The organism is Curtobacterium sp. PhB78 (assembly GCF_003751685.1).
Lineage (GTDB): Bacteria > Actinomycetota > Actinomycetes > Actinomycetales > Microbacteriaceae > Curtobacterium.
Map to the genome: position 1 here is coordinate 166072 of NZ_RKIA01000005.1, position 20060 is coordinate 186131.

Annotated in this window: 16 protein-coding genes and 2 tRNA genes; 7 read left to right on the forward strand and 11 right to left on the reverse strand. The window is 69.3% G+C overall.

Features of this window, described 5'->3' with window-relative positions; translation table 11 throughout:
• Positions 1-137: 137 nt before the first annotated feature.
• Entirely contained in the window at positions 138-1724 is a 1587-nt protein-coding gene (gene proP, locus EDF53_RS13005) for a glycine betaine/L-proline transporter ProP (RefSeq protein WP_243648893.1), read from the reverse strand.
• 266 nt (positions 1725-1990) lie between these two features.
• Here proP and valS point away from each other — a divergent pair, with 266 nt between their 5' ends.
• Entirely contained in the window at positions 1991-4585 is a 2595-nt protein-coding gene (valS, locus tag EDF53_RS13010; RefSeq protein WP_260215650.1) for a valine--tRNA ligase, read from the forward strand.
• Positions 4586-4650: 65 nt separating this feature from the next.
• Entirely contained in the window at positions 4651-4902 is a 252-nt protein-coding gene (locus EDF53_RS13015) for a hypothetical protein (protein ID WP_123293970.1), read from the forward strand.
• A gap of 81 nt (positions 4903-4983) precedes the next feature.
• Here EDF53_RS13015 and EDF53_RS13020 read toward each other — a convergent pair whose 3' ends face one another.
• Positions 4984-5820, reverse strand: a complete 837-nt coding sequence (locus tag EDF53_RS13020) for an alpha/beta fold hydrolase (protein ID WP_123293971.1) — start codon at positions 5818-5820, stop codon at positions 4984-4986.
• A 122-nt stretch (positions 5821-5942) separates the two neighbouring features.
• Here EDF53_RS13020 and EDF53_RS13025 point away from each other — a divergent pair, with 122 nt between their 5' ends.
• The gene (locus EDF53_RS13025; protein ID WP_123294189.1) at positions 5943-6542 is read left to right on the forward strand and encodes a TetR/AcrR family transcriptional regulator; all 600 of its coding nucleotides are present in this window, start codon (positions 5943-5945) and stop codon (positions 6540-6542) included.
• A 256-nt stretch (positions 6543-6798) separates the two neighbouring features.
• Positions 6799-8823, forward strand: coding sequence for a M3 family metallopeptidase (locus EDF53_RS13030; RefSeq protein ID WP_123293972.1), 2025 nt, complete (start codon positions 6799-6801; stop codon positions 8821-8823).
• A 204-nt stretch (positions 8824-9027) separates the two neighbouring features.
• Here the strand turns inward: EDF53_RS13030 and clpX are convergent, their stop codons facing one another.
• Complete coding sequence (clpX, locus tag EDF53_RS13035; RefSeq protein ID WP_111084519.1) at positions 9028-10308, reverse strand: ATP-dependent Clp protease ATP-binding subunit ClpX; 1281 nt, start codon at positions 10306-10308, stop codon at positions 9028-9030.
• A 233-nt stretch (positions 10309-10541) separates the two neighbouring features.
• Between clpX and EDF53_RS13040 the strand changes: the two genes are divergently transcribed.
• Both EDF53_RS13040 and EDF53_RS13045 read left to right on the forward strand, forming a co-directional pair.
• Positions 10542-11270 (forward strand): YcnI family protein, encoded by a 729-nt coding sequence (locus EDF53_RS13040; RefSeq protein ID WP_123293973.1) that lies wholly within the window; start codon positions 10542-10544, stop codon positions 11268-11270.
• Between the two features lie 50 nt (positions 11271-11320).
• Complete coding sequence (locus tag EDF53_RS13045) at positions 11321-11926, forward strand: copper resistance CopC family protein (RefSeq protein ID WP_185021041.1); 606 nt, start codon at positions 11321-11323, stop codon at positions 11924-11926.
• 62 nt (positions 11927-11988) lie between these two features.
• On the opposite strand, the gene EDF53_RS13050 is transcribed toward EDF53_RS13045, so the two are convergent.
• The 5 genes from EDF53_RS13050 to EDF53_RS13070 form a co-directional block, all read right to left on the reverse strand.
• Positions 11989-12648, reverse strand: a complete 660-nt coding sequence (locus tag EDF53_RS13050; RefSeq protein WP_111075987.1) for an ATP-dependent Clp protease proteolytic subunit — start codon at positions 12646-12648, stop codon at positions 11989-11991.
• Positions 12649-12674: 26 nt separating this feature from the next.
• Positions 12675-13304 carry an ATP-dependent Clp protease proteolytic subunit gene (locus tag EDF53_RS13055; protein WP_111084515.1) on the reverse strand — a complete coding sequence of 210 codons (630 nt, stop codon included), beginning with the start codon at positions 13302-13304 and terminating at the stop codon, positions 12675-12677.
• 169 nt (positions 13305-13473) lie between these two features.
• Positions 13474-14781 carry a trigger factor gene (tig, locus tag EDF53_RS13060; RefSeq protein ID WP_159572754.1) on the reverse strand — a complete coding sequence of 436 codons (1308 nt, stop codon included), beginning with the start codon at positions 14779-14781 and terminating at the stop codon, positions 13474-13476.
• 52 nt (positions 14782-14833) lie between these two features.
• Positions 14834-14910 (reverse strand) — tRNA-Pro (locus EDF53_RS13065).
• A gap of 93 nt (positions 14911-15003) precedes the next feature.
• Positions 15004-15279 (reverse strand): hypothetical protein, encoded by a 276-nt coding sequence (locus EDF53_RS13070; RefSeq protein ID WP_123293976.1) that lies wholly within the window; start codon positions 15277-15279, stop codon positions 15004-15006.
• Positions 15280-15346: 67 nt separating this feature from the next.
• On the opposite strand from EDF53_RS13070, the gene EDF53_RS13075 reads away from it, so the two are divergent.
• Positions 15347-15417: transfer RNA gene (locus EDF53_RS13075), tRNA-Gly, on the forward strand.
• 142 nt (positions 15418-15559) lie between these two features.
• On the opposite strand, the gene EDF53_RS13080 is transcribed toward EDF53_RS13075, so the two are convergent.
• From EDF53_RS13080 to EDF53_RS13090, 3 genes are all read right to left on the reverse strand, one after another.
• Complete coding sequence (locus EDF53_RS13080) at positions 15560-15850, reverse strand: DUF1905 domain-containing protein (RefSeq protein WP_123293977.1); 291 nt, start codon at positions 15848-15850, stop codon at positions 15560-15562.
• A gap of 225 nt (positions 15851-16075) precedes the next feature.
• A complete protein-coding gene (locus EDF53_RS13085) occupies positions 16076-16999 on the reverse strand; it encodes an endo-beta-N-acetylglucosaminidase H (protein WP_123293978.1) in 924 nt (307 codons plus the stop codon).
• Positions 17000-17048: 49 nt separating this feature from the next.
• A complete protein-coding gene (locus tag EDF53_RS13090) occupies positions 17049-20048 on the reverse strand; it encodes a glycoside hydrolase family 38 C-terminal domain-containing protein (protein ID WP_123293979.1) in 3000 nt (999 codons plus the stop codon).
• Positions 20049-20060: the final 12 nt, after the last annotated feature.

Here is a 20060-nt window from a genome sequence, read left to right on the forward strand (position 1 = left end):
CGCGGTGCCGCGTCCGCGAACTGTCGCTGCGCGCGTGACGTCCCCCACGGCCCTGAACGTGACCGGAGGCCCGGTGCGCGTCCGTGGCGGACGTGCACCGGGCCTCCAGGGCGGGTTGCCGCGGGGCGGCCCCGGGGTCAGGAGTCGGCGGACTCCTTCTTCGCAGCGTCACCCGAGATGATCGGGATCTCACTCGTCGCGAACTCCTTCGCCCAGTCGGACTGCGCGAACTCCGAGTTCGGGTCGTTGTAGTCGTCGATCACGCCGGCGACCTCGTCCTCGGAACCGACCGTCGGGCCGGAGCCCATGAGCGGCGTGGCGGCGGTCTCCTTGGTGAAGTACACCGCGACGAGCCCGATGACGGCGGCCAGCATCAGGTAGAAGGCCGGGATGTCCTCGGCCCAGCCGTAGCCGGCGTCCTTCGCGGCGTTGATGAGCGCCGAGGTCGCGAGCGGGGTGGTCCCACCGAACAGCGACACCGAGACGTTGAACGCGATCGCCAGGGCGCCGTAGCGGATGATCGTCGGGAACAGCGCGGGCAGCGTCGACGGCATGGTCGAGGTGAACGTGACGAGCACGACACCGAGGATGAGCAGGCCGGAGAACACCCCGACGCCCGTGCCGGTCTGGACGAGCTTGAGGGCCGGCCAGGACAGCAGGATGAAGCCGATGCAGCCGGCGGCGAGCACCGGGCGACGACCGAACTTGTCGGACAGCCGGCCACCGAACGTGATGACGACCATCATGAGCAGCATCACGACGACGATCAGGATGAGGCCGAACGTGGCGTTCTGGCCGAGGTTCTGCTCGAGGTAGGTCGGCATGTACGACAGCAGCATGTAGTCGGTCACGTTGAAGACCAGGACCAGGCCGATGCAGATGATGAGCGCGCGCCAGTTCTCGGCGAAGAGCTTGAGGAACGGGGTCTTCTGCCCCTCACGCTCGGCGGCCTGCTCCTGCTGCTTCTGGAAGGCCGGGGTCTCCTCGAGCTTGAGACGCAGGTACAGCCCGATCAGACCGAGGGGGCCCGCGATGATGAACGGGATGCGCCAGCCCCAGCTGAGCAGGGCGTCCTCGGACAGGCCGAACTGCAGGCCGGTGACGATCGACGCGCCGAGCACGTAGCCGGCCAGGGTGCCGAACTCGAGCCACGAGCCCATGAACCCACGGCGCTTGTCGGGCGAGTACTCGGCGATGAAGGTCGCGGCGCCGCCGTACTCACCGCCGGTCGAGAAGCCCTGCACGAAGCGGGCCACGAGCAGCAGGACCGGGGCCCAGAAGCCGATCGAGTCGTACGACGGGATCAGGCCGATCATCAGCGTGCCGGCGGCCATCAGGATCATCGTCAGCGCGAGGACCTTCTGCCGGCCGATCCGGTCGCCGATCGGGCCGAAGACGGCGCCGCCGATGGGTCGGACGATGAACGCCGCGGCGAAGAAGCCGAAGGTCGCGACGATGTTCGCGGCCGGGTCGCCCTGCGGCAGGAAGACCTGCGAGATCGTGACGGTCAGGTACGCGAAGATGCCGAAGTCGAACCACTCCATCGCGTTGCCGAGGGCGGCGGCCGCCACGGCGCGCTTGAGCAGCGACTCCTCGACGACGGTGACGTCGTCCTTCGTCAGCTTGCGCCGAGCGCGCTTCGCAGCGCCCTTCGAGCGCAGCGGTCGGTCGCCGTGCGGCAACGGCCGATCGCCGTGCGGGTGGGGTGCGTCGTTCGGTGCCAAGTCGTTCCTCCGGTGTGCGGTGCGTCCTTCGGGCGTCCGGCGGACGGCAACGGTGCAGTTCCTGCGAACCCGCGCTCGCCGGACAAACTCCGACAGACTACCAGGTCTCCGGCGTGTCCGACAGGTCGGTGTGGTAATCGTCGCTCCCAGCACTCGTGAGCGGCGTCGGTCCCGCCCGCTACGATTGGGGCACCTCGCATCGACCGGGGACACTCAGGCACCTCATCACGGACTCGGTGCCGCACACACGCACGGAAGGCGCAGCCATGACCAAGCCCATGCCCGAGAAGCCCAGCGTCGACGGACTCGAGCAGGTCTGGGGGCCGGTCTGGGAGCAGGACGGCACCTACCGCTTCGACCGTGACGCCGCCGGCCACCGCGACGCCGTCTACTCGATCGACACCCCGCCGCCGACCGCCTCCGGGTCGCTGCACATCGGGCACGTCTTCTCGTACACGCACACCGACCTCAAGGCGCGGTTCGAGCGCATGCGGGGCAAGCACGTCTTCTACCCGATGGGCTGGGACGACAACGGCCTGCCGACCGAGCGCCGCGTGCAGAACTACTACGGCGTCCGCTGCGACCCGACGCTCCCCTACGACCCCGACTTCACGCCGCCGTTCGAGGGCGGCGACGGCAAGTCGTCGAAGGCCGCCGACCAGCTGCCGATCTCGCGCCGCAACTTCATCGCGCTGTGCGACCAGCTCACGGTGCAGGACGAGCAGCAGTTCGAGGAGCTCTTCCGCACCCTCGGCCTGTCGGTGGACTGGACGCAGTCGTACCGCACCATCGACGACACCTCGCGGGCGAGCGCGCAGCGCGCCTTCCTCCGCAACCTCGAGCGCGGCGAGGCCTACCAGGCCGACGCCCCGACCCTGTGGGACGTCACGTTCCGCACCGCGGTCGCGCAGGCCGAGCTCGAGGACAAGGAGATGCCCGGCGCGTATCACGGCATCGCCTTCCACCGTGCGGACGGCGGCGACGACGTCGTGATCCAGACGACCCGTCCCGAGCTGCTGCCGGCGTGCGTCGCCCTCGTCGCGCACCCCGACGACGAGCGGTTCCAGGACCTGTTCGGCACCACGGTCCGCTCCCCCCTGTTCGACGTCGAGGTCCCGGTGCTCGCACACCACCTGGCGCAGAAGGACAAGGGTGCCGGCATCGCGATGGTCTGCACCTTCGGCGACACCACCGACGTGGTCTGGTGGCGCGAGCTGCAGCTGCCGAACCGCGCGATCCTCGGCTTCGACGGCCGTGTCCGTTCCGACGAGCCCGCGTGGATCGAGTCGGCGACCGGCAAGGCGCTCTACGCCGAGATGGCCGGCAAGACCGTGTTCTCGGCGAAGAAGGTCGTCGTGGACGCCCTGACCGAGTCCGGCGAGCTCGTCGGCGACGTCAAGACGATCAACCACCCGGTGAAGTTCTTCGAGAAGGGCGACAAGCCCCTCGAGATCGTCTCGACCCGCCAGTGGTACATCGTCAACGGCGCCCGCGACGAAGCCCTGAAGACGACGCTCCGCGCCCGCGGCGAGGAGATCGCGTTCCACCCCGACTTCATGCGCGTCCGCTACGACAACTGGGTCGGTGGCCTGTCCGGCGACTGGCTCATCTCGCGCCAGCGCTTCTTCGGCGTGCCGATCCCGGTCTGGTACCCGCTCGACGCCGATGGCAACCCGGTGTTCGACCAGCCGATCGTCCCGACCGAGGCGCAGCTGCCCGTCGACCCGTCGTCGGACCCGGCACCCGGCTACTCCGAGGACCAGCGCGGCGTCGCCGGCGGGTTCCAGGGCGAGCTCGACGTCATGGACACCTGGGCCACCTCGTCGCTCACCCCGCAGCTCGCGGGCAAGTGGGAGACCGACCCGGCGCTGTACGACCTGGTGTACCCGTACGACGTCCGCCCGCAGGCGCAGGACATCATCCGCACGTGGCTCTTCACGACGGTGCTCCGCAGCCAGCTCGAAGCGGACACCGTGCCGTGGAAGCACGCGAGCATCTCCGGCTTCATCGTCGACCCCGACCGCAAGAAGATGTCGAAGTCGAAGGGCAACGTCGTCACGCCGCTGTCGATCCTCGAGCAGCACGGTGCCGACGCGGTCCGCTACTGGGCGGCCTCGTCGAAGCTCGGCACCGACGCCGCGTTCGACCCGCAGAACCCGAAGCAGATCAAGGTCGGACGTCGTCTGGCGATCAAGGTCCTGAACGCCGCCAAGTTCGTCTACGGCTTCCCCCTGCCAGAGGGCGCCACGAGCGTGACCGAGGCACTCGACGTCGACATGCTCGCCGAGCTCGGTGCGGTCGTCGAGCAGGCCACCGCCGCGTTCGACGGCTTCGACCACGCCCGCGCGCTCGAGATCACGGAGCGGTTCTTCTGGACCTTCTGCGACGACTACCTCGAGCTCGTGAAGGAACGTGCCTACGGCACGGCGGCCGACGCGACGCACGAGACCCAGGCGAGCGCGGTCCTGGCGCTGCGCGGCGCGATCGACGTGCTGCTCCGACTGCTGGCACCGTTCCTCCCGTACGCGACGGAAGAGGTGTGGGCCTGGACCCACGAGACCAGCGTGCACCGGGCCTCCTGGCCGACCGCTGCCGACCTGCCCACCGACGCGGCCCCCACCGGGCTGCTCGCGGCCGTCGGACAGGCGCTCATCGGGATCCGCGGCGCGAAGACGTCGGCGAAGGCGTCCCAGAAGACGCCCGTCACGCGTGCCGTCGTCGCGGCGCCGGCCGAGACGCGGGCGCTCATCGAGCGCGCGGCGGTCGACCTGGCGGCCGTCGGCCGCATCGAGAACCTGTCGTTCGTCGACGGCGACGAGCTCGCCGTCACCGAGATCGAGCTGGCGGAACAGCAGGCGTAACGTCGGTCGTCCGGGCCGGGTCGCGTCGGCGACCCGGCCCGTCCACCACCGGACAGGAGGCACGGATGCAGTTGGGCACACGATGGAGCGTGGGTGGGGAGCCGCCTGCGCGACTGCCCGAAGCGATGGTCGTCGCCGTGCGCGGGGTCGAGGACGAACTGGCGGCCGAGTCGGTCGACACGGGGACCTGGGGCTGGACCCTGACGTTCCTCGAGGGCAAGCCGATCGTCGAGCTCGACGACGGCACCTCGATCCACCTCGACGATGCAGGGCACGCCCAGGTCACGAACCCCGACGACGCCGCGGAAGAGGACTGACGCGGGGCGAGGATGCTCGGTGAGCAGAAATGGTCGGGTCCCCGGTGGGAACCCGACCATTTCTGCTCACGATGCGAGCGGCTACTCGGCGAGCCAGGTGAGCAGGACCTCGTTCACCTCGGCGGTGTGCGTGGTGAGCAGGCCGTGCGGGGCGCCCTCGATCTCGACGTACTTCGCGGCCGGCAGCGCCTTGGTGAAGCGGCGACCGGTGGCGTCGATCGGCAGGATGTTGTCCGCCGTGCCGTGCACGATGAGCGCCGGGACGGTCACCTTCGGGATGTCCTGACGGAAGTCGGTCGGCCAGGTCAGCGGTGCTGCGGCGGACGCGATCGCACCCGAGCCAGCGGCGATGTTCCAGGCGTTGCGGACGGCCTCTTCCGAGATGCGCGAGCCGAGGTTCTCCGACAGGTTGAAGAAGTCCTGGTAGAAGTTCGTGAAGTACGCGTACCGGTCCTTCTTGACGTCGGCGGCGATGCCCTCGAAGAACGACATCGGGCCGGCGCCGTCGGGGTTGTCGTCGGTGATGGCCAGGAAGGGCTCGAGCGAGGCGAGGAACGCGACCTTCGCGATGCGGTCCTGTCCGTGGCGGCCGATGTAGCGGGCGATCTCGCCGGTGCCCATCGAGAAGCCGACCAGGATCACGTCGCGCAGGTCGAGGGTCTCGAGGACGGTGTGCAGGTCGTCGGCGAAGGTGTCGTAGTCGTAGCCGGCGCTCGGCTGCGAGGACTGCCCGAAGCCGCGGCGGTCGTACGTGATCACGCGGTAGCCGGCCTCGAGGAGGGCCGGGGTCTGGCCCTCCCACGAGTTGCCGTCGAGGGGGAAGCCGTGGATCAGCACGATCGGCTGACCGGTTCCCTTGTCCTCGTAGTGGAGTTCGATGTCGACGCTGTTCTCGGTTCCGACGGTGATGGCACCCATGATCGTTTCCTTCCCTGAGCCTCGCGGAGAACGTCCGTTCTCCGTCGATGTGCCTTACACTAGAGAACGATCGTTCCCGGCGCAACTCGGGAACGGTGAACACGCAGCGAACGGGGTACGTCATGGCAACCAGCACCATCAGCACGGTCGACGCCGACGTCCGCGCACACATCGTGGACGTCGCCGACCAGCTGTTCTACGCGCGCGGCATCCAGTCCGTCGGCATGGACGAGATCCGCACGGGCGCAGGCGTCTCGCTGAAGAAGCTCTACGCGGCGTTCCCCGGCAAGGAGCAGCTCATCGCGGCCGTCCTGTCCGGGCGGCACGACCTGTGGGAGCGCGGCGTGCACGGTGCGGTCGAGGCCGCCACGAGCCCGCGTGACAAGCTGCTCGCCGTGTACGACTTCCTCGAGTCGTGGTTCGGCGACGACACGTTCCGCGGCTGCGGGTTCATCAACGCCTTCGGGGAGCTCGGCGCGACCTCGCCCGCGGTCGCCGAGATCGCCCGCGACCACAAGGACTCGTTCCAGCGGTTCGTGCAGGAGCTGACCGCCGAGGTCGTCGCCGATCCCGACCGAGCCGAGGAACTCGCCGCACAGCTCGCCCTGCTCGCCGAGGGCGCGCAGACCACTGCTGCCATCGCCGGCACCACGGAGCCCGCGGCGCACGCCCGCCGTGCCGCGTCGACGCTGATCGACGCCGCCACGGGGCCGTCCCGCTGACCTGGTCGTTCCGGGCGTACCTGGTTGTTCCGGGCGTACCTGGTCGTTTCTTTCGACCAGGTACGCCCGATTCCGCTTTCCAGTCCGGTCGCGATGGGAAGGAACGCGACCACAGGGCGGACTGGGCCCACGCCGCCGGTTCCGGTGCGACGCGCCAGCGGCGCGACGGCCGTGCCGGTGGGGAGAGGCGCGGGGCCAGGCCGCCACGGGCCTCCCGTCCGCCCCGTCGCGGCGCGACGTCCGTAGGGTGGTTGCCATGGCAACCCCGTTCGACGTCCCGAGCACCCTCCCCTACGCCCTGCCGCCCTTCGGCGACGTGCGACTCGAGCACTACCGACCGGCCTTCGAGGCCGGCATGGCCGAGCAGCGTGCCGAGGTCGAGTCCATCGCCACCGATCCGCACGCACCGACGGTCGAGAACACCCTCATCGCCCTCGAGCGCTCCGGGCAGCTGCTGACCCGTGTCAGTCACGTGTTCTTCACGCTGTCGTCGGCGGACTCGACGCCGGAGCTGCACGACCTCGAGGCCGAGGTCTCGCCGTTGCTCGCGGCCCACCGCGACGCGATCACGCTGGACTCGCGGCTCTACGCCCGCGTGCAGTCCGTGCTCGACGGCGCCGCAGCCGCCGGGCTCGAGGGCGAAGCGCTCCGCCTGGTCGAACGCACCCACGCGGAGATGACCCTGGCGGGCGCCGGGCTCGACGACGCCGGCAAGGAGCGCCTGACCGCGATCAACCAAGAGCTGTCGACGCTCACGACCACGTTCGAGCGCAACCTGCTCGAGGACACCAACGACTCCGCTGTGCACGTGACCGACGAAGCCGAGCTCGAGGGACTCGACGACGGTGCGAAGTCCGCCGCTGCCGGTTCCGCTGCGGACCGCGGCCTCGAGGGCTGGCTCATCACCCTGCCGCTCTACACCGGCCACCCGTGGCTGCCGTCGCTCGCGAACCGCGACCTGCGCGAGCGGATCATGCGCGCCTCGCTCGCCCGCGGCCGCCGCGGCAACCAGTACGACAACCGCGAGGTCCTGCTGCGCATCGTGCGGCTCCGTGCCGAGCGCGCCGAACTGCTCGGGTTCCCGAACCACGCCGCCGTCGTCACCGCCGACGAGACGGCGAAGACCCCCGAAGCTGTCGACGGCCTGCTGTCGTCGCTCGTCGGCGCTGCAGCCCGGAACGCCGACGACGAGCGGGCCGTCCGGTCCCGCACGGTCGGGTTCGACATCGAGTCGTGGGACTGGGCGTACGCCACCGAGATCCTGCGCGGCGAGCAGTTCGCCGCGGACAGCTCCGCGCTCCGACCGTACTTCGAGGCCGACCGGGTCCTGCACGACGGTGTCTTCCACGCCGCGGGCGCCCTCTACGGCCTGACCTTCACCGAGCGCCCGGACCTGCACGGCTACAACGACGAGGTCCGTGTCTTCGAGGTCACCGGCGACGACGACGAACCCGTCGGGCTCTACCTGCTCGACCTGTACACGCGCGACGGCAAGCGCGGCGGCGCGTGGATGAACCCCGTGGTCGAGCAGTCCGAGCTGCTCGGCACGCTGCCCGTCGTGGTGAACAACCTCAACGTCGCGAAGCCGGCCCCCGGGTCGCCGACGCTGCTCATCCAGGACGAGGTCGAGACGCTCTTCCACGAGTTCGGCCACGCGCTGCACGGCCTGATCGCCCGCACCACCTACCCCCGGTTCTCGGGCACCAACGTCGAGCGCGACTTCGTCGAGTTCCCGAGCCAGGTGAACGAGATGTGGGTGTCGTGGCCGTCGGTCCTGGCGAACTACGCCAAGCACCACGAGACCGGTGCCCCACTGCCGCCCGAGCTCGTCCTGGGCCTGAGCGAGTCCGAGGGCTTCAACGAGGGCTTCGGCACGACCGAGTACCTGGCCGCGGCGCTCCTCGACCAGGCGTGGCACCGGCTGTCCTCCGCAGACGCCGCTGCGGTCACGTCCGTCGAGGACTTCGAGCGGAACGCCCTCGCCGCCGCCGGGATCGCCGTCGAGGCCGTGCCGCCGCGCTACTCGTCGACGTACTTCGCGCACACGTTCTCGGGCGGGTACGACGCCGGGTACTACGGCTACATCTGGTCCGAGGTGCTCGACGCCGACACGGTCGAGTGGTTCCGCGACAACGGCGGGCTGGACCGTGCGGCCGGTCGGCGCTTCGCGGAACGGCTGCTGGGTGTCGGCGGCGCGAAGGACCCGCTCGAGGCGTACCGCGACTTCCGCGGCCGCGATGCCGAGGTCGGCCCGCTGCTGCGTCGCCGCGGCCTCGAGTAGGGCGCTACGGGACCGGGCGCTTCCGGGCGTACCGCGTCGAATCGGGCGTACCTGGTCGGAACTTCCGACCAGCTACGCCCGATCCCACTTTCCATCGCAGCCGTCATGGGAAGAACCAGACGTCGATCCGCGGACCGCGCCGACCGCCCCACCACGACGAAGCCCCGCACCGATCCGGTGCGGGGCTTCGTCGCGAGCGGGGCGCTACGCCGACTTCTCGACGCGCTTCGCCCGCGGCCGGGGCACGATGGTCGGCGCCGCGTTCTCGAGCACGGACTCGCGGGTGATCACCACGCGGGCGACGTCGTCGTCGGACGGGACGTCGAACATCACCGGGCCGAGGACCTCTTCGAGGATGGCGCGCAGACCACGGGCACCGGTCTGGCGCAGCACGGCCAGGTCGGCGATCGCCTCGAGCGCACCCTGGTCGAACTCGAGCTCGACGCCGTCGATCTGGAACATCCGCTGGTACTGCTTGATCAGCGCGTTCTTCGGCTCGGTCAGGATCTGCATGAGCGCTGCCTGGTCGAGCTGCGACACCGTGGTGACGACGGGCAGACGACCGATGAACTCGGGGATCAGGCCGAACTTGTGCAGGTCTTCCGGCAGGACCTCGGAGTACAGGTCCTGGTGGTCGGTCGCACTGTGCAGCGGCGCCCCGAAGCCGATCCCCCGCTTGCCGACGCGCGAGGACACGATGTCCTCGAGCCCGGCGAACGCACCGGCCACGATGAACAGGACGTTCGTCGTGTCGATCTGGATGAACTCCTGGTGCGGGTGCTTGCGACCACCCTGCGGCGGGACCGACGCGACGGTGCCCTCGAGGATCTTGAGCAGCGCCTGCTGCACGCCTTCGCCGGAGACGTCGCGCGTGATCGACGGGTTCTCGGCCTTGCGGGCGATCTTGTCGACCTCGTCGATGTAGATGATGCCGGTCTCGGCGCGCTTGACGTCGTAGTCGGCGGCCTGGATCAGCTTGAGCAGGATGTTCTCGACGTCTTCACCGACGTAGCCGGCCTCGGTCAGGGCGGTGGCGTCGGCAACGGCGAACGGCACGTTGAGGCGCTTCGCCAGGGTCTGCGCCAGGTAGGTCTTGCCGCAGCCGGTCGGGCCGATGAGCAGGATGTTCGACTTCGCGATCTCGATGTCGTCGCGGTCTTCGGCAGCGGTGATCTGCCCCTGCGCACGGATGCGCTTGTAGTGGTTGTAGACGGCCACGGCGAGGGCGCGCTTCGCCGGGTCCTGCCCGATGACGTACTCCTGCAGGAAGTCGAAGATCTCCCGCGGCTTCGGCAGTTCGAAGTCACCGCTCGAGGTGTCCTCGCCGGCTTCTGCCAGACGCTCCTCGATGATCTCGTTGCACAGCTCGACGCACTCGTCGCAGATGTAGACACCCGGACCGGCGATCAACTGCTGGACCTGCTTCTGGCTCTTGCCGCAGAAGGAGCACTTGAGGAGGTCCCCGCTCTCTCCGATGCGTGCCATTGCCGTGCCTCCCTGGTTGGACGTGCCGGCCCGCGCACTCGCACCGGCCGCTGGTGCACCGCTGCTGGTGGGCACCTCGTCGTGGACACGAGCCTAACCGCAACCGGTGACACCGACCGTGCGGCGCCGCGGGATTTCGCGCGCGCGTTCGCCCAGGGCGTTCGGGCCTGCTACCGTGATCCAGTCTTCTCTACAAGTTGTAGAAACACCGTCCCGACCATCGAAGGATCCCCATGCAGAAGCGTCTCGCCGCCGGCGGCGCCGTCACCCTCGGCGCCGTGGCCGTCATCGTCCTCGGCACCGCCGGCGCAGCCAGCGCGCACGTGTCCGCGACGGCCACCTCGACCGCCGCGAACTCGTACACCACGGCGACCTTCTCGGTCCCGCACGGCTGCGACGGCTCCCCCACCACGAAGATCGAGTTCCAGGTGCCGGAGTCCGTCATCGAGGTCACCCCCACCGTGAACCCGAACTGGAAGATCACGAAGGCGACCGAGCCGTACACGAGCCCCTCCGCCGCGGCCGACGGTGAGCACGCCGAGGACGCCGCCGAGCGCGTCACGAGCATCACCTACACCGCGAAGACCCCGCTCCCCGCCGACGAGCGCGACACCTTCGCCCTCTCCTTCTCGCTGCCGGACGGCAAGGCCGGCGACCTCGTCGAGTTCCCCGCGATCCAGACCTGCGAGAAGGGCTCGGTCGAGTGGAACCAGGAGCAGCAGGCCGGCGAGGCCGAGCCCGAGCACCCGGCCCCCTCGATCACGCTGACCGCGGCCGAGGCCACGGACGACGACGGTGACCCGGTCGCCACCACCCCGACCGCCGAGGCCGCAGCCGGCTCGACGACCCCCGCGGACCCCGACCTGGTCGGCCGCTTCCTCGGCCTGGGCGGTCTGGCGCTCGGCGCCGTCGCCCTGGTCGTCGCCGTCGCCGGCACGCGTCGTCGGAGCTCCGCCAAGTGACGCAACGCGGCTCGCGTCGGACTCGGCTGCGGTCCTCTGCCTGGAGGCTCGTGGCCGGGTCCGCCGCGGCCGTCGCGATCGCGGGCGGTGCGGTCCTCGGGCTCGCGGGTCCCGCCAGCGCGCACAACTACCTGATCGCGTCCACCCCGGAGGTCGGCGGCACACTCACGAGCCTGCCGAAGGCGTTCGAGATCACCACGAACGACAAGCTGCTCGACATCGGCGACTCCGGGTCTGGCTTCGCCTTCCGGGTCGTGGGCCCGGACGGGAAGTACTACGAGGACGGCTGCGTCGACATCGACGGCCCCTCGATGACCACGCCCGCCGCCCTCGGCGACTCGGGGAAGTACACCGTCGAGTGGCAGATCGTCTCCGCCGACGGCCACACCGTCTCCGACGAGTACGCCTTCACGTGGAAGGCCCCGTCCGGCTTCTCCGCGGCCTCGGGATCGACCACGCCGCCGACCTGCGCCACCGCGGGAGACGACTCCACCGCGGCCGCCACCACCGGCACCGCCTCTGGCGACACCGACTCGGCCGCGACCGACGCGCTCTGGATCGGCGCCGGAGGCGTCGTCCTCGTCGCCGCGGTCGTCGCGGTCCTGCTGCTCCTGCGGCGCCGCCCCGCGCCCGAGACGGACGACACCGAAGACTGACACCGCCGCACGACGAAGGCCCCACACCGATCGGTGCGGGGCCTTCGTCGTTCCTGCTGGTGCTACTTGACGAGCGCCGGCAGGTTCTTGCGGCTGGTGAGGACCTGGTCGATCAGGCCGTACTCCACGGCTTCCTGCGCGGACATGATCTTGTCGCGCTCGATGTCGTGGTTGATCTCCGCCGGCGTCTTGTTGGAGTGCTTCGACAGCGTCTCCTCGAGCCAGGTGCGCATGCGGAGGATCTCCGCCGCCTGGATCTCGATGTCCGACGCCTGGCCGCCACCCTGCTGGACAGCGGGCTGGTGGATGAGCACGCGGGCGTTCGGCAGAGCCAGACGCTTGCCCGGCGTGCCACCGGCGAGGAGCACCGACGCGGCCGAGGCAGCCTGACCGAGGCAGACCGTCTGGATCTGCGGACGGATGTACTGCATCGTGTCGTAGATCGCCGTCATCGCGGTGAACGAGCCACCGGGCGAGTTGATGTACATGACGATGTCGCGGTCGGGGTCCATCGACTCGAGCACGAGCAGCTGGGCCATGACGTCGTCAGCCGACGCGTCGTCGACCTGGACACCGAGGAACACGATGCGGTCCTCGAAGAGCTTCGCGTACGGGTCCTGGCGCTTGTAGCCGTAGGCCGTGCGCTCCTCGAAGCTCGGCAGGATGTACCGATCAGAGGGAGCCGGGACGTTCTGCGCGCCACCGAGCATTGGGAGATGCATTCTCGTTTCCTTTTCTTCGGTGGGGGTCAGGACTGGGCGTCGGGGTCGGCAGCCGCGGTCGGCGTCGCGCCGTCACCGACGGTGCCACCACCGCCGACGACCTCGGCCGACGAGGCACGCAGGTGGTCGACGAAGCCGTACTCGAGGGCTTCCTGCGCGCTGAACCAGTTGTCGCGGTCGTTGTCCTTGAGGACCTGCTCGATCGACTTGCCGGTCTGCTCGGCCGTGAGCTCCGCCATGCGCTGCTTCATGTCGAGGATGACCTTGGCCTGCGTCTGGATGTCGGCAGCGGTGCCGCCGAACCCGCCGGACGGCTGGTGCAGCAGGACGCGGGCGTTCGGCGTGATGTAGCGCTTGCCCGGCGTGCCGGAGGACAGCAGGAACTGTCCCATCGACGCGGCCAGGCCGATGCCCACGGTGACGATGTCGTTCGGGACGAACTGCATCGTGTCGTAGATCGCCATACCGGCGGTGATCGAGCCACCGGGCGAGTTGATGTAGAGGTAGATGTCCTTCTCAGGGTCCTCGGCGGCGAGCAGCAGCAGCTTGGCTGCGATCTCGTTCGAGTTGTCGTCGCGGACCTCGGAGCCGAGCCACACGATCCGGTCTCTCAGAAGGCGGTCAAAAACACTGGGGTTCAGTGTTGCTTCGGCCATGGAAAAGCTCCCGTTCAGTTGTCGCTTGTTGTCGAACTTATCGGTTGCAACGCACCACTTCGCGTGTGTTCGCCGACAGCAATGCGGTGGTGCGGAAAAGACGAGACGGGAGGCACGGTGCCAGCTGGCACCGTGCCTCCCGTCTGTATCGCTGGTGGCGTCGAGTTCGTTACTCGGCGTCCTCAGCAGGGGCCTGCGCGACGCCCGCCGTGAAGGCGGACAGGTCGACTGCGTCGCCGTTGGTGTCCTTGACGGTCACCTTCGACAGGACGGTCGCGACCGCCTTCGAGCGGGCGACCTCGCCGACCATGCCCGGGATCTGGCCGTTCTGGTCGATGACCTTGATGAACTCGGCCGGCTCCATGCCGTACTGCGCAGCAGCCTGGATGAGGTACTGGGTCAGTTCCTCCTGGGAGACCTGGATCTCCTCCTTCTCGGCGATGGAGTCGAGGAGGATCTGCGAGCGGAAGGCCTTCTCGCTGGACTCGGAGACCTCCTTGCGGTGCTCGTCGTCCTCGAGGCGGTTCTCCTGCTCGAGGTGACGGTGCACCTCGTCCTCGATGAGCTGCTCCGAGATCGGGATGTTCACGTCCTCGATGAGCTTCTCGACGAGCTTGTCGCGAGCCGCGGCGCCCTGACCGAAGGTCTTGGACTTCGCGATCTGCTCCTTCAGGTCCGCCTTGAGCTCGTCGATCGTGTCGAACTGGCTGGCGATCTGGGCGAACTCGTCGTCGGCCTCGGGGAGCTCGCGCTCCTTGACGGCTGTGACGGTGACGGCGATCTGGGCGGTCTCGCCCTCGCGGTCGCCACCGACGAGCTTCGACTCGAAGTTCGTCGACTCGCCGGCGGTCAGGGACTCGAGCGCCTCGTCGATGCCCTCGAGCAGGTCGCCGGAGCCGATCTCGTAGGAGACGCCGGTGGCCGAGTCGACCTCGTCGTCGCCGATGCTGGCGGTCAGGTCGATCTGCGCGAAGTCGCCGGTCTTCGCCGGACGGTCGACGGTCACGAGCGTGCCGAAGCGGGTGCGCAGGTTCTGCAGCTCCTCTTCGATCTCGTCGTCCGACACCTCGACGGCGTCGACGGTGAGCTCGTACGCGGAGTAGTCCGGCAGGTCGAACTCGGGACGGACGTCGACCTCGAAGGTGAGGACGAGGTCGCCCGCGAAGTCGGCGAGGTTCGGCAGTTCGGCGACGTCGGCCTCGGCACGGCCGAGGATGCGCAGCTCCTGCTCTTCGACCGCCTGGCGGTAGAAGTTGTCGATGGCGTCACCGACGGCGTGGTTCAGGACCTCGCCACGGCCGACGCGCTGGTCGACGATCGCCGGCGGGACCTTGCCCTTGCGGAAGCCGGGGATGTTGATCTGCTCGGCGATGTGCTTGTACGCGTGGTCGATGCTCGGCTTGAGATCTTCCGGCGTCACGTTCACGGTGAGCTTGACGCGGGTGTCGCTCACCTTGTCGACGGTGCTGGTGGCCACGGGATGTTCTCCTGTTGGTTGACGTTCGTGTGGTCGATGGTTCTCGAGGACCTGGTCGGGGCGACAGGAGTTGAACCTGCGACCTCCCGCTCCCAAAGCGGGCGCTCTACCAAGCTGAGCTACGCCCCGTTTGACTGGGCCAGGGTGTCCGCGCGCGCCGAAGGGCGCATGCGACGCCGATGAGTCTAGCGGTCCCCCGGTGCGCGGTTCCCGGGAGGGACGTCACTCGTCCGCTGCGGCGCGTCGCAGGCCGTTGCGCCACCGCACGCCGACCACCACCTGGACCCCGAGCGCCGCGACAGCGAGCACGATGCCGACGACGATCCGCCACACGTGCAGCAGGGCGTGCGCGGGCTGCGACTGCGGATCGCCGAACAGCTCCGGGCGCATCGAGAACACGATCGCGGCGAGGACCACCAGCGCGTAGGAGACCACGCGCGACCAGCGGATCGTGCGCTCGGCGCCGGCGTCCGGCTTGGGGATGACGCGCCCTGGCATGTCGTGCTCGTTCGTCCGGTACTCGTTCGTCCGCTACGATGGTCGGGCTGCGACACGTGCGCAGCGCGGGGATGTAGCTCAATGGTAGAGCCCCAGTCTTCCAAACTGGCCACGCGGGTTCGATTCCCGTCATCCCCTCTCTCGTTCCTCCCTCTGTCTACGGTCGCCGCACGGTGCAGTGTTCTCCGGCCCGTGCACGGTTGCTTGCTCAGTGCGAGGTTGTTCCGGCGCACCGAGCGATCAACGTCGCACGAGGCGAACACGCGCGCACCGTGCGTCGTCAGGGACTGCCGAGTTCGAGCGTGATCTGCGGGGCGTCGCCGAGTTCCACCCGGGCATGCTTGCGCTCCGCCGCACGCAACGGCACGAGGTACCCGCCGTCCTTCGGGAACAACGAGGTGGTCCAGGTCACGGCGCCGATCGTCACCCGGGCAGGGATCACACCCCAGCCGTAGGTGAGCATCGGCGCGAGGTCGGCGATGACCTCGGCGGCGTCCGGCGGCACGACGGCGAAGAAGAACGGTGACGGGCCGCGCCACTCGATCACCTCACCGCGGAACTCGAGCTCCATGTCGCGATCGTACGGCCGCGTCGTCGAACGCGCCGGACCGGGTTCCGATCTCGGTCCGTGACGGTTCCGGTTCACGATCACCGGGATCTGCGAACCGGAACCGTCAAGCGCGAGGAGGAACTGGTGCCTCCTCGGAGCCAGCGGGACGTGGACGACGGACGCGCCCCGTGTTTCCAGGCCGGAACCGGGGAGCACGGGGCGCGAGCTGCCGTCAGCGCGAACGCGTCAGCGGTACGACGCGGCCTGCCCGTAGAGCTGCTGCGTCATGGCGGAGACGTAGGCGGACTTGTCGCCTCCCGGCAGGTTGTACGTCATGAAGACGCCGTACCCGTCCGCCTTCGTGCGCTGCGCGAGCGACACCGCCGTCGACTGCGAGGTGTTCTGGATGTCCACCGCCGCAGCGGACAACCGGTCCTTGCCGAGCCCCGGGATCGACGGCGCCGAGTACGTGCCGTAGTAGGGGTTCCAGGCGTAGTCGAGCTTCGAGCCGACGGTGCTGCTCGACGACGACAGCGAGGACGAGGCCGGGCCGATGTCGTAGAACGAGATGAGCTTGCCGGGCATCTGGGCACGCAGCGCGGTGATGAGCCAGCCGATCGACTGCTGGTTCGGCTGCGGGGTGCCGTTCGCGCCGTAGTCGGAGTACTCGTCGTCGAGGTCGACGCCGTCGAGTCCGTACTTCGACACGGTGGCGGCGATCTGGGACGCGAAGTCCGACGCCGCGGCCTGGGTCGGGAAGTTGGCGATGCCCGCACCCTGGTGGTTGCCGAGGACCGACAGCGACACCTTGATGCCCTTCGCCTGCAGCGGCTTGATCTGCGTGGCAGCGTTGTCGAGGGTCGCCTGCACCTTGTCGTTGTTGACCAGAACTGCCTTGGAGCCGTTCCAGTTGATGTTCGCCGCGAAGATGATCGCGACGTCGAAGGCGTTCGCACCGCCGGACAGCGTGTAGCGGCCGACGTTCGCGAGCTGGTCGTTGTTGACCTCGACGTAGGCGATGCTCGTCGGCCCGGACTTGGTGCCGGCGGCAGTGCCGACGGCAGTCGCGGCGGCCGCACCGGGCGCGGCCGTCGCTGCGGACGGCATCAGCGGCGCCGCCACCATCGCGGCGATGGCCGCCACGATCCCGAACTTCATGGACTTCTTCATGACACTCCTCTTCGAGTGATGAACCGGCCGGCGGTCGCCGACCGGGGTCTCAGACGCGCGGGAACCGGAAGGTCCGCACCTCGTACGCGTCGACGGCGAACGACGACGCATCGGTGTCGGTCAACGGCTCTTCGAGCAGGGTGACCTCGGCAGCCGGTCCGAACGGCCCGTCGACCTCGATCCCGCCGGTCCCCCGCCGCCCCACCGGCTCGTACACCCGCACGACCAGGTCGCCGGAGCGGTCGTCGGCGAGCTTGACGCTCGACAGCACGACCCCGCCGGACACCCGCACGAGCGGCGCGAACCCGTGCGCCCCGATGAGGGTCCGCGCGCCGGCGTTCATCCGGACGCCCGCCGCGGTGGCCCCGAGCTGGTCGGTCCCGATGACGATCCCGTACCGGTGTGTCTGCACGCCCTGGTCGGTCTCAGGGTCGGGGAACCGCGGTGCGCGCAGCAGGGACAGCCGCACGGTGGTGGTGACGTGCCCGTCGACGGCGTCGCGGGTGGTGTCGAACCCGTGGATCGAGTCGTTCACGAGCGCGACGCCGAAGCCCGGCTCGGACACCAGCACGTAGCGGTGCATCGACGTCTCGAACTTCGCGGCCTCCCACGAGGTGTTCGTGTGGGTCACCCGCTTCTGCGCCCCGAACTGCGTCTCGGCGACGGTGTGCTCGGCGCGGACGTCGAGCGGGAACGCGACCTTGAGGAACTTCTCGGTCTCGTGCCAGTCGGTCGTCTGGTCGAACTCGAGCGTGCGGGAGTCCGGTGCGAGGACGATCTCCTGCCGCACGGTCGAGTCGCCGAAGGACCGGAACACGACGACCCGGGCGACACCGGCGTCGTCGACCGAGGCCTCGAGCGACGAGACGTCCACCAGGTCCTCGACCCGGTTCCGGTAGTACCGGTCGACGTCCCACGCGTCCCACATGTTCGGGAAGTCCTGGTGCAGCTGCAGCAGGTTCGCGGCCTGCCCGGCGGCGATCGCCTCGCGCCCGCTGGCCAGGTCGACGGCGCTCGTGACGAGTCCCTGATCGGTGACCGTGACGCGCACCAGCTCGTTCGCCAGCACGTACCCGCCGTCCTGCTCCGTCAGCGTGACAGCGGTCGGTTCCGCCACGTCGGTCGCCAGGACCGCGCCCTGCGCGGGTGCGCCGGCCTGGAGGAACGGGGCCGGGTTCACGACGACGGCTGCCTGCCCGGTACCGGCGAGCGCCGAGAGCGCCTGGCCGATGATCGCGGTCAGCGCCGCGGCCGTCTCGGCGTACTTCGCCTCGGCTTCGCGGTGCACCCAGGCGATCGAGGTGCCCGGCAGGATGTCGTGGAACTGCTGGAGCAGCACCTGCTGCCACAGGGCGTCGAGCTCGTCGTACGGGTAGGCGAAGTCGCTGCGTGCGGCGGCGGTCGTGGCCCAGAGCTCGGCCTCGATGAGGAGCTGTTCGCACCGGCGGTTGCCCTGCTTGGTGCCGTGCTGGCTGGTCAGGGTGGCGCGGTGCAGCTCGAGGTACAGCTCCCCCACCCACACGGGCGGATCGGTCAGCTCGGACTTCGCCCGGTCGAAGAACGTGTCCGGGTGCTCCCACCGGACCTTCGCGCTGCCCTCGAGGTCGGCGAGCCGCGCAGCCGTGCCGGTCATCTCGCGGGTCGTGCCGCCGCCGCCATCGCCCCAGCCGACCGGTGCGATCGAGCCCGTGGCGAGCCGGTTCTCACGGAACTGGCGGGAGGCCTTCGCGACCTCGCTGCCGGACAGGCGCGAGTTGTAGGTGTCCATCGACGGGAAGTGCGAGAACACCCGTGAGCCGTCGATGCCCTCCCACAGGAACGTGTGGTGCGGGAACTTGTTGACCTGGTTCCACGAGATCTTCTGCGTGAAGAACCACTCGAAGCCCGCACGGCGCATGAGCTGCGGCAGCGCCGGCGAGTACCCGAAGCTGTCCGGCAGCCAGACACCCTTGGGCCGGATGCCGAACTCGCGCTCGAAGAACCGCTGCCCCTGCGAGAACTGGCGGACGATGCTCTCACCGGTCGGCATCACGGTGTCGGACTCGACCCACATGCCGCCGATCGGCAGGAACCGACCGGCCTCGACGGCGGCCTGCACCCGGGCGTAGACCTCGGGGCGGTGTTCCTTGATCCAGGCGTACTGCTGCGCGCTCGACATGCCGTACAGGAAGTCGTCGGTCTGGTCGATGAGCTCGGTCATCGTCGAGGTGGTGCGGGCGACCTTGCGGATCGTCTCGCGGACCGGCCAGAGCCAGGCGGAGTCGATGTGGGCGTGGCCGATCGCCGAGATCGTGTGCGCCGAGGATTCTGCGGGGGCGGCGAGTACGTCGGCGAGCGCCGCACGCGCGTCACCCGCGGTCGCAGCGATGTGCTGCAGGTCGAGTCGGTCCAGCGCGTCGTCGAGGGCCTGCAGGATCCGCATCCGTCGCGGTCCCTCGGGCAGCTCGGCCTGCAGCTCGAGCAGGACGTCGATGTCGAGCGCGAGTTCGTGCACCTCGGACTCGAACACGGCGAGGTCCATCCGGCGCGAGGTGTAGAGCCGCTTCGACGACGAGGTCTGGACGTCGCCCTCGTGCGTGACGAGGAAGGGGTGGTAGTCGAGCAGGACCGGGTTCGACGCCGCCTCGACGAAGAGCTCGATCCTCTCGCCGCCCTCGGCCCGTTCCGTCAGCAGCACCCACTGGTTGCGCGGGTTGATCGACTTCACCGGCGTGCCGTCGGCCAGGTACACGAGGCCCTCGCACTGGAACCCCGGCATGTTCTTGTCGAAGCCGAGGTCGACGACGGCTTCCACCCGGCGTCCGGCCCACTCGCTCGGCACCGTCCCGGTCAGCCGGAACCAGGTCGTCCCCCAGGCCGCACCCCAGGGTGTGCCGACCTCGTACGGCGTGAACTCGAGCGCGAGTCCCTGCGCCGGCGGGATCGGCTCCCCCGGCAGCTCGTGCCAGGCGGTCTCCAACGGCACGGCGGTGGCGTGCACCGCCGGCGTGATGCGCTCGTCGAGGACCCGGCGGGCCCGTCCGGTGGTGAGGGGGATGTCGTCGTGCATGGAGCCTTCCAG

Bases quoted from the DNA above. Each gene is read 5' to 3' on its own strand.
- valS (WP_260215650.1), top strand. From the start codon at position 1,991: ATGACCAAGCCCATGCCCGAGAAGCCCAGCGTCGACGGACTCGAGCAG.
- EDF53_RS13015 (WP_123293970.1), top strand. From the start codon at position 4,651: ATGCAGTTGGGCACACGATGGAGCGTGGGTGGGGAGCCGCCTGCGCGA.
- EDF53_RS13020 (WP_123293971.1), bottom strand. From the start codon at position 5,820: ATGGGTGCCATCACCGTCGGAACCGAGAACAGCGTCGACATCGAACTC.
- EDF53_RS13025 (WP_123294189.1), top strand. From the start codon at position 5,943: ATGGCAACCAGCACCATCAGCACGGTCGACGCCGACGTCCGCGCACAC.
- EDF53_RS13030 (WP_123293972.1), top strand. From the start codon at position 6,799: ATGGCAACCCCGTTCGACGTCCCGAGCACCCTCCCCTACGCCCTGCCG.
- clpX (WP_111084519.1), bottom strand. From the start codon at position 10,308: ATGGCACGCATCGGAGAGAGCGGGGACCTCCTCAAGTGCTCCTTCTGC.
- EDF53_RS13040 (WP_123293973.1), top strand. From the start codon at position 10,542: ATGCAGAAGCGTCTCGCCGCCGGCGGCGCCGTCACCCTCGGCGCCGTG.
- EDF53_RS13050 (WP_111075987.1), bottom strand. From the start codon at position 12,648: ATGCATCTCCCAATGCTCGGTGGCGCGCAGAACGTCCCGGCTCCCTCT.
- EDF53_RS13055 (WP_111084515.1), bottom strand. From the start codon at position 13,304: ATGGCCGAAGCAACACTGAACCCCAGTGTTTTTGACCGCCTTCTGAGA.
- EDF53_RS13070 (WP_123293976.1), bottom strand. From the start codon at position 15,279: ATGCCAGGGCGCGTCATCCCCAAGCCGGACGCCGGCGCCGAGCGCACG.
- EDF53_RS13080 (WP_123293977.1), bottom strand. From the start codon at position 15,850: ATGGAGCTCGAGTTCCGCGGTGAGGTGATCGAGTGGCGCGGCCCGTCA.
- EDF53_RS13085 (WP_123293978.1), bottom strand. From the start codon at position 16,999: ATGAAGAAGTCCATGAAGTTCGGGATCGTGGCGGCCATCGCCGCGATG.
- EDF53_RS13090 (WP_123293979.1), bottom strand. From the start codon at position 20,048: ATGCACGACGACATCCCCCTCACCACCGGACGGGCCCGCCGGGTCCTC.